At 63.4% G+C, this 7,891-nt stretch carries 5 protein-coding genes; all 5 read right to left on the minus strand.

The window, feature by feature from the left end; genetic code table 11:
- Positions 1-32: 32 nt before the first annotated feature.
- From N7422_RS26660 to N7422_RS26680, 5 genes are read right to left on the minus strand one after another with little or no spacing between them, the layout of a single operon-like run.
- Complete coding sequence (locus N7422_RS26660) at positions 33-1,403, minus strand: hypothetical protein (RefSeq protein WP_279809332.1); 1,371 nt, start codon at positions 1,401-1,403, stop codon at positions 33-35.
- Positions 1,400-3,694: a hypothetical protein gene (locus N7422_RS26665; RefSeq protein WP_279809333.1), complete on the minus strand. Its 2,295-nt coding sequence runs from the start codon at positions 3,692-3,694 to the stop codon at positions 1,400-1,402. Before N7422_RS26665 ends, N7422_RS26660 begins: the two co-directional genes overlap by 4 nt.
- Before the next feature lie 28 nt (positions 3,695-3,722).
- On the minus strand, positions 3,723-6,167 hold the full coding sequence (locus N7422_RS26670) for a hypothetical protein (protein ID WP_279809334.1): 2,445 nt from the start codon (positions 6,165-6,167) through the stop codon (positions 3,723-3,725).
- 29 nt (positions 6,168-6,196) lie between these two features.
- Entirely contained in the window at positions 6,197-6,361 is a 165-nt protein-coding gene (locus N7422_RS26675; RefSeq protein ID WP_279809335.1) for a hypothetical protein, read from the minus strand.
- A complete protein-coding gene (locus N7422_RS26680) occupies positions 6,358-7,674 on the minus strand; it encodes a hypothetical protein (RefSeq protein ID WP_279809336.1) in 1,317 nt (438 codons plus the stop codon). Before N7422_RS26680 ends, N7422_RS26675 begins: the two co-directional genes overlap by 4 nt.
- Between the last annotated feature and the right edge of the window lie 217 nt (positions 7,675-7,891).

Genomic DNA, 7,891 nt, shown 5'->3' on the forward strand with positions numbered 1-7,891 from the left:
GCTGTCGAAGCAGACATAGGGAAATCTCCAGTTCAAGGATGGCCAGTGTGCGGATTCTTCACGATCAATCCCGTCAAACCCGCGTGACGGTCACGGTGCCCGTTGCTCGTGCGCGGCGGGTAGGTAATCACCAACATGTGCAGGTTCCCCTCGCTGTCCCTGAGCTCGGCAGAGAGAGAGGTGTTCAGAGCTGCCTCCAGGGCGCCGTCGTATCGAACCCCCATGTAGCGATGATTGGTAAAGGCAACTTCACCGACATGGATCTGGCTCACGTCCACGGATGTGGAGAGTGTCTGTCCGTTGCGCTGCATGAAGTTCGTCAGCGCGGTGTCGAATCGAATGCTGGCCGAGGCGTTCTCGCGAAAGATCACCCCCGTGCAACTGAACATGATCTCGTTCTGGTGATCGGACTCCCAGCGCGCCATCGAGTCGCGCAACACCGCAGGGTTGCTTGTGTCCCTCACCGTGCACGCCCTGAATTCGACCGGCACGGGCGTCACCTTGACGACCCAGTAATCGATCGTCCAGGGGTACATTTCGTAGTAATCGTCCTGCGCCGCGCTGGGCTGGCCGTTGGCGACCTGCCGCAGATCCAGTTCATAGGTGCCGGTGGGCCTGAAGATCACAGGGCTGACCCTGATTTTCTTGTCATTCTGTCCGGTGTTGTCCGTGCTGTAGTGCCACAGGCCATGTCGATCCCGCAGGCCAAGGTAGACCTCAATGTCCTCATTGGCGCCCGCCAGGCTTCGCAGGTAAAAGGTTTTCGTCTGAGTCCCCTGCGGCGTCACCGAGGAGTGCCCAGTCTCTCCCTGACTGGCAGGCCGGGAATTCGGGGCCGCAAGGTCATACTCGTTGCGATCGTTGTCCACGCCCCATCGCGCAGGCCCATCGCCGAGCCCTCGCCCTGCCATGAACGGCAGTTCCTGGTTGGTTCCGAACTCGAAAAGACGCAGGGTAGCGATCTCGGCCGGCGTGAGATCCGCGTTCGCCAGCGTCATCGTGACGATCAGTTGCAGTTGCTGGTAGCCATTGGCATAGAGCCCGGCCTGTGCGTTCGGGAAATTGCTCGCCCTGACAGAATACTCGGCCAATGTCTGCCACTCGTCTTTGACCGTTTCGTAGAACAGGGTGCTGCTTGCACGGCCGACGACGACGCCGTCCAGCTTGACTTCGCAAATCACGGTTGCAAAGTCCCCGTCCCTAGCAGTGTCTCTGCTAACGAACTCTACCTTTCCATCTGGATGTTCGAGTCTCTCGCCTGTGCCAACGAAGCTCCACGTACGTACCCCTTCCGGACAGAATTGCGGATCGAGGGTGAACTGCACCCGATCACCGGGCTTGATCCGCAGGCCCGACGCCGGGGTCAGCTCGGGCTCGAAAGGTTCCAGGTACATGCCGCTCATGGCCGTTTCTCCTGCGTGGGGGAAGTGATCATCGCGCTCGCCAACCGGCCGCTGGCCATCCTTGCGCCGCGCAGTGCCGGGAAGCTGGACAGGGGCAGTGGCAGGACCAGGTGCCCTTCGTAGATGATGCCCAGGCGCTCGTAACTGGCGAAAACGATCACGAACGCGGCCTGCGCTTGCGGGTCGGCCTGGTACAAACCGTCCGCGTCGATTCGGCCTGGTCCCTCCAGGGACCATTGCGCAGCCAATCCAGTGCCGTTACCAGGTTGCGTCGCCTTGAGCTTGAGCGTGCCTTCCGGAGACGGCTCGCCTTCCTGATGGATCGTCAACGTAGGGGGCTTGTGCACGACCAGGATCACCCCGTCACCGACTTCGGCGGAGGCCGGCCCGGTGGCCTGGATCTTGTCGACCACATAGGTGCGGTCCTGCCTTGGCTCGCCGCTCGTGTAGGTGCAGCTCCTGTCCCCGGTCGATTCGAGCGTGCCGCCGAAATCGGAGGCGATCTTCCACTGGAGCGGAGCATCGGACAGCGCGCTGGCCGTCAGGAACGCCTCGCCTTCCTGTTGCCGATAGATCAGTTTGAGCACCGGGCTCATGACCACCGTGCGCGCCACCACCTCGACCAGTGCCGAACTGGCTTGGCCGGTGAGCACATCCTCGGCCAGCACCTTCACCTTGAGCGCCCGGCCTCCCAGGCTGGCAGCGGAGGGCGCGGTATACAGGCCGTCGGCATCGATGCTGCCCGGACCGCCGGCAGGGTCCGAGAGGGCCTCGACGCGCCAGCGCAACGTGTCGCGGCCCGATGCGACCGTGAACCGGTGCTGCCCTTGCGCCGCGATCTGCAGCGTCTGTGGCTCGATGCGCAAGGCCGGTCGGACCAGCTCGAATTCGCCCAGCATCGCGAGGCTGTTGTGCAGGGCCCAGGCGTGGGGGCGCAACGCCGGGCCGTCGGGCAGGCGCAACAGCGGCAGGATCTGCTCAGCCAGGCGCGCGGTCAGGCGCCGGGACACCGTGTTGAGGTAACCGCGCCTGACGATGTAGTACGCGGCGCGGGTGATGTCCTCCAGCTGCCCGGCCAGGCTGTCAGGCAATCCGCTTACCGCCGCCGTCTCGGCGGACAAGACAGTCAATCGCCCCTGCGGAGGCAACGCTGGGTCTTCACTGGCGGTCAGCTCGAAACGGTAATCGAGGTGTGGCCTTACGGTGACGGTATGTTCGCTCCACGCGCCCTCCCCGATCGGGCGGTAACGCAACCTCAGCGCCAGCTCGGGCTGCCAGCGCTGCTCGACATGCTCGCCATGGAACTCCAGCTGCAACGCCTGTGCGCCAGCCGTGGTGGGAATGGCGAAGGCCGGGTACTCGAATTCCAGTCCCCCTGCGCTGTCCACGTAAGCGCCTCCGGGGATGGAAAGCCGCCCGCCTTGCGCGACCATGCGGGACACCGGCTTGCCATCGTTGGCGGCATAGCTGAACGCCCCGTCCTCGACGGCGCCGAGCACCGCCTGGCCGAGGGCCGTGCGATGCAGCAGGTGCCGGGACAGGATGACCGTGCAGGCATGCGTCTGCTGCGCGTCCTCGGCCAGAAGGAAAGGGAACCCGGCGCCCGACACCGGTTCGAAACCATCGCTGCCTTTGTCGAACGTCACGAACAGCAGCAGGGCCTGACTGCCGGTAGCGTCATCGACCTGGGCGCGAATCCGCACGCCACGGGTATCGCGAAACGGATTGCGTGCATTGGCCAGGACCTGCGCCAGGTCCAGCACCCGGGCGTGGCCGGGCAATTGCGCGAACAGATCTTCCAGCAGGCTCGCGCCGTACTGGTTTTCCATGCTGTCGCCCAGCGTCAGCTCATGCCCGCTCCCTTCCTCCAGGTCCAGTCGCAGATCAGCTCCCACCAGGTGCAAGGGCACCTGCACACGCGGGGCGAAACCGTTGATGGGCGTATGCGCGGTGAGACTCATCACCTCGGTATCGCCCCTGACGATGGCATGGGTACCCTCGGCCATGGTCAGTTCCAGCTGGAGGTTCGACTTGCCATAGTCGGTCTTCTCGACGGTCAAGGTCGGCGTTGCAAGCTGATAACCGTCGAGCTGGTGGGAGATCCTCGTGTTGCCGATCTGCACCTCCCCTTTCAGGCGGGTGCCGCCATCCTGCACCCAGTGGCGCAGGAACGACTGGTTTGCCACCTGGTTGACCAGCCCCATCGGCAACGCGACGATCATGTCCCATCCATGGACATCGGGGTCCTCTTCGAGCCACTTGACGATCGCTTGCGGGACTCTGCTACTCATGGGTATCACCTCGACGGGTCACACGTGTTCAAGGGCGCTGGCACAACAGCGCGTAGGTATTGGCATAGCGGTGCAAGGGCAACGGCAGCAGGATGAATCCGGCGGTCGGCGCCCAGTCATCCTCGGGCTCGATCCGCACCTCGACCACCACGAAGGGTGCAGCGCAGTCGCTGGGGGGGGAGAAGCGTATAAATGCTTGAAAGCGACCTGCGTCATAACCGGCATCCTCGAACGTGCCAGGCCCGGTCCAGTGGACGAGATCTGTGACTGCCACCCCCTCCACCAGCAGCGTCACCGTGTTGCCAACAATTTCCCTGACGATGACCACATGCGGCTCATGCTTGTTGATCATGAGAATCTGCCCGCTCGTGCCATTGCCTGGATCGGAAACCTCGACGTAGTCGAACGCATAGAAGGCGGAGGGCGCGCCCGCAACGTAGGTCACACAGGCTCCGGTGACCGGTCCCTCCAGACGGCCACAGGGCTCGGGGCTGACGATGCGCCACTGCAGCCGGTCTGGGTCTTGCGTGCTGTTGGCGCTCAACGAATATTCCCTGCCTGCGACACACACCTGAACCAGCGGCGTCATGGCCAGGGCATCCCGCGTCACCGTGACCAGTACCCCCGAGGTGGCACCCGAGACCGTGGTGGCCGTGACCCGCTCCCGCAGGAACTCCCCCTCGAACGCACTGGCCGATGGCGCCGTGTAGCGCCCTTGCGCATCGATGCGCCCACGTGCCGTGGCGTCGCCCAGCGGCTCTACCGTCCAGGTCTCGATCGGCGATGGGGATTCGGCGCTGAAGACCAGCGTCGCGTCTGCGGCGAGGGTCGGGCCCTGCGGGATGAGCCGCGGCGCATCGCGGTGCGAGGCGATCTGGCCGAAACAGGCGATGTCGAACGGACCACGGACCTTGATGGGCACGAACGTCTCGCCCAGGTTGAGCTTGATCAGCTGATTGATCCACGCGTCCATCTGCGGGCTGACGGTGAAGCGCGCCAGCAGCACCTGCTGTATCAACACCTTCATCACGCTGATGATGGCAACGCTCATCAGCCTCATGAACTGTTGGATCACGACATAGGAAAAACCGAAAAAGAGCATCAAGAGGAGCTCCACCGCTTTCCCCCACCATTCCTCATTGGTGCCTTGGTGGCGCGCATGGAGCTGCGCGGCAGCAACTGCGTCGAGGCCGAGGTATTGCACGATGGCGTCTTCGCTGAGCTCGACGAATTTCATCGCGCCGCCATTGTCGAGGTCGGAAAGCTCCATGCGCGTTGCGCGCAGCGAAACCGTGCCGGGCGCCTCCTCATCGATGACATAGGCAATCTCGCAGTGCTTGTCGAACGAGCCGATGAAACTCGTACCAGGCCCTGCGGCTCCCTCCTGCTTCAGGCCTGTGACCAGGAAGGCCCCTGTGAACGACCAGCCGAACTCGGCACCCTCGGCGGTCAGGCGGATGTCGATACTCTCGTCGATGCCCTGGAGAATGGTCCGCTCCAGATTCGCCGTGTAGAACGTGCCGTCCATTTCAAACCTGACCTGCGCCTCGGGCAGCTCGATCCTTTTACTGTTCACCGTCACCCCGGCAAGCAACTGCTGGTCGTAGTCGAGATGGAGCTGGCTGGGCAACTCGCCAGTGAGGTTCTTCAACATCAGCGCGACCAACTGCCGCCGGTAGCCAAAGAGCACGGTGGTGGAATACGCTTCCTGCTCGCCATCGGGTATCAGGTACCTGAAGTCGGCCCCCTCGCTCGGCACACCCCCGCTGTGCTCGTCCTTCATGCTGATGAAGGCGAGCATCGCCCCCTCGCCCGCCGGACGCCCAGGCAGCGGTGGATGGGCCTGGGTCGCCATGCGCATGGACCTGGGCTTGAGGAACTCATCGATGTCCCGGGACACATGGCCCAGTGTCAGCACGCGCTGCTCGGCCGGCAGCCTGTTGAACAGGTCCTTGAACACCGCACCGCCAGCCCGTTGCTTATCAGGGTCTGGATCGAGGGTCAGGTTGAAATCGTCGCTGTTGCTCAGGTCCAGGAGCAGGCGCCCCTCCTGCTCGACCGTCACCGGCGCGTCGGGCAACTGCAAATCCAGCGTCAGCACCGGCCCCTGCAACGGGGTGATGCGCTCCAACCGCACCACCCCATATCCGCCGGCTTCCACCTCCAGCTGCACCTCGCTGCCACTGATGATCACCAGGCTCAGGCGGGCGACCGAATCATTGAGCTCGGCGTTCTCGAAGGACAGTCTCGGGCGATCGAGAAGGAAGTCGTGCAGGTAGAACTTGACAAAGGTGCCCACCTTGACCGCGGCCGAGAAGCTGGGCAGGTAGCTGTCCTCGGCAAAACGTCGGACATAGTCCTGCTCCAGCAAGTGGTTGGTCCTGGCGCGGTCCATCGCCACGACGAGGTCCCAGGAGAAGGTCCGGCCCTTCTCCTGCAGCCATTTGAACAGCGTGTATTCGTTGTCGGCCATGGTCGGCTCCCTGCGCTCGGCGGTTGTCGTCACGCGACCAGCAGGATGTAGACAGGGCGCAGCGGATAGGCGCGCAGGCCGTTGAAGCACACCTCGACCTGCAGGGTGAACTTCTCGCTCAACTTCAACTGTTCGAGCTCGCTGCGAGGAAACACACCTTGCAGGCATTGGGCAGTGAGTTCAGCGTCGTTCACGGGGGTATCACGCAGGACGAACTCCTTGTCCTGTCCGGAGTGATCGACGCCCAGGGCCTTGATGATGACGGTCTGCCCCCCCCCATCAGTGGCCAACCCTCCAGGTGCCAGCGGGCGCCTTCGCTCGGCACCGAGGCCAGGGAAAGACCGGTCCGGCCACTTGCCAGGTCGCACTGGATGTAGGGGAAATGCATGACGTCGAAGGGCTCCCCTTCGAGCAATACGGAGGCCGAGCGCTGTGGCGTGCCGGCGCGGGTCGTGAACCGGTAGAACACCTGCACATGGTTCTGGAGCAGACCGCCGACCCTTTCCGGGGCGAACCAGAAGGAAGGCGTCTCACCCGGCCGCCCGTCATACACGGAGGAGTCCACTCCGAGCTCGTGCAGGTGCATGGTCACGGTACCATCGCTGGTGTCCGTGTCCGCGGGTACAGCGACCGTAAGGCCTTTGCGCAGGGCCATCGCTTTGATTACGGAACGGCCACCATCCGAAGATGCGTCCTTTACGACAGGCGCCGAAAGCATGCGCGCGGCCACCAACTCGACACTTCGCGAAGCACTCATGCCCGATGCTGACGGGTTGATGAACTGCCAGGTCATCGAGAGCTGTTTGCCAACGTGACTACTCAGCCAGCCATGTGCGAATGCCACTGACAGATTCGCCTGGCCTGCCCGTGCTTGCTCCACTCGCAACCACCGCTGCTCGAGCAGGGTATTGATGCCTCCAGTGCCAACCTGGTCGATATACAGCAGGATTTCGTCACCCGGCTGCCTGCCTGTGGCGGGCAACAGCAGCGTGACGCCCTGCTCGTGCTCGACAGGGTAGATCCTTGGACCTTCCAGGCCATCGAACGCTGGCTGGGGCAACAGCGTCGGCAGTGGGTCGTTGTCGATGATGTGGATCGTCACGGGCTGCGACTCGCGCAGCGGCTCCTGGTCATCGGGCGCTGAAACGCTGTAGTGGAACCGCGCCGAAAAACCGATGAGGCCTTCGATCCGTTCACGCTCGAGTTCGAACGTGACGGGCGAATCCAGGTGCTCGACCTCGGCGGTCAGCTCCAGCGGCTCCAGCAAAGGCTCGCCATCGTTGGTAAGCCCCTGAAAGCAGACCTTGACCGTATCGCCGAGGATCATCCCCTCGTAAGGCAGGACACTCAGGAGTACGTCAGTGGTGAACAATTTCAGGTCGAGGTGGTGTGCATGCAGGTGCCGGACATGGACGACACTCAGCTCGACCGGAGCCCGGAAACCGGCAGCGCCGAATGAAGCATCCGCGGACGGCATCGGTGACGTGTTGTGGCTGCGTCGGCTCATGGTGTGCCCCGGCTTTTCGAGAAAAGGAAGCCTCTGTTCGAGGCGCTGGTCGAGTTATAGACCGAGCGGCTGGCGCGAGAAACTGACAAAAATGCCAGGTGCCGGCGCTCGCGGCCTTTGCTAGCTTCGCGATCGAACGCCTGTTCCGGTGCTTGCCACACAGCGACGCACCGACCTCTCGCGACCCTCGGGGAACCGCCATGGCTGCCAATTCCAG

It is taken from the genome of Pseudomonas sp. GD04091 (genome assembly GCF_029836165.1).
GTDB lineage: Bacteria > Pseudomonadota > Gammaproteobacteria > Pseudomonadales > Pseudomonadaceae > Aquipseudomonas.